Annotated in this window: 1 protein-coding gene; it reads left to right on the top strand. The window is 37.2% G+C overall.

The window, feature by feature from the left end; translation table 11 throughout:
- Positions 1-142: 142 nt before the first annotated feature.
- Positions 143-1,754 (top strand): hypothetical protein (locus HW443_RS10995; protein ID WP_176238200.1); only part of this gene is annotated, 1,612 nt, incomplete at its 3' end.

The raw sequence follows: 1,754 nt of genomic DNA on the forward strand, positions 1-1,754 counted from the left end.
TCCTCAAGATATTTTAACTCAACGAGTAATGAAAGCCTTAGCCATTATCAATACCATAAAGACCAAACACTCCATACCCCTACTACCTACATCTCATAACCTTAGTCTCTTACTAAACATCGAGGAGCATAGGGTCAAATCATTGTTAGATTCGCTAAAGGCAAGCGAAGTCCTTTGGGTAAAAGCCACTGGTGAATACGATTTCCGAATTGGAGAGCTAATAAGTAATTTTAAGGATGATTTTGAGAAGGCAAAGGAAACTCTATCTTGGGACAATCCCATTCTTATTTTGAGATCGAGTTATCCTCCTCAGAATATCGTAGCCAGGGAATATGAGAAAAAGTATCGAGTTACAAGGCAACTCTTCGCTGAGTATATCAATGTTGAAGGGTTAAATAACATCAATATATATGAAGATCAAGTCAAAAATGAATATAAAGAAGGGATAGTTCTTTATGTGGTTGCCGAGAGTAATGACGAAATCGAAGAAGCCAGGAGCAAAGCCGTTAACGTAAGGAACTCCCAGATTGTAATTGCTATCCCGAAATATCCTTTGAAAATTTACGATGCTCTAAAGAATGTCAAGGCACTTAAACAATTAAGTGAAAAGCCTGCTTACACTTCAGAGAATACGCAGATCTATCGTGAGTGGAAAGATAAATACGATAATGAAAAGCAGAAACTCGATACCGAAATAAATAAGTGGAAAATGATTACAAATCTTTATTGGTTTTCGGGCGGGGAAGGTTTAGGCACCACTGGTAAAAAAGATACTGATATTGCTGATTCTGTTATGAATAGAGTTTTCGATAAAACACCTGTAGTTGAACATGAGAAAATGGCAAATAGGTGGATGCAAGACCAAAAAAGCGACAGGATCAAATTGAACTCCCAAATTCTTGATGTAAAGAAGGACAAAATTGATTATGTGTGGAAGGGTAAAGCACCGGCTGAAAAGACAATTTTGGAGCAGACATTCAAGCCTCAAGAAATGCTAAAGATAGAAAGGAAAGGTAATTCAGATTATTACGAGATAATTGAACCCACAATAGAACCAATGAAAGAGATTTGGCGTCTTATGAAGAAGTATATGATTGAAGCTGGTCCCCATGTCGAATTTAGGAAATTAGTAAAAGAACTACAACTGCCGCCATACGGCTTATCACCACGGGTGATTGAACTTTTTCTGAGTGCTTTCTTCCGTCTCCACCCCAACCGCTTTACTATCAAAACTAAAAAAACTAAACATAGCCCCTTCGAACCACAAGAATTTATTGGAGAAACTATTTATGAAATTGTTAATGACCCAGACCCTGAAAAGGTGGTGATTGAATATAGAGAAAGGCTACCTTTAGAGGAAGATTACCTCTTGACTATAAATAGTATTATATCGCCGGAAAAAGACTGGGGGAAACTACCTATCATTGATGGAGTCGGTTCATTATTCATTGAGTGGTTTCAAAATATTCCAACCGTTACCAAATACGCTACGGATCTTACGCATATATGCAAAGTGTTTTTCGAGAAAATCGGCAGGGTGAATAGAGATGCGGACCTAAGAGAATTGTTATTTAAAGAATTACCGAACTCATTAGACATTGGAAAAGAGATAGCTGTTTGGGATAAAGATGATTTGGAGCAGTTTGAAGCGATACTCAAAGAAGTTGTTGATGAACTTAATGAACATCTAGATAAAATAGCAAAAAACGCAGTTTCATGCTTCGCAGAAGTATTCGATGTAAAGAAAGAGACAA

The organism is Candidatus Hakubella thermalkaliphila, assembly GCF_013281975.1.
GTDB lineage: Bacteria > Actinomycetota > Humimicrobiia > Hakubellales > Hakubellaceae > Hakubella > Hakubella thermalkaliphila.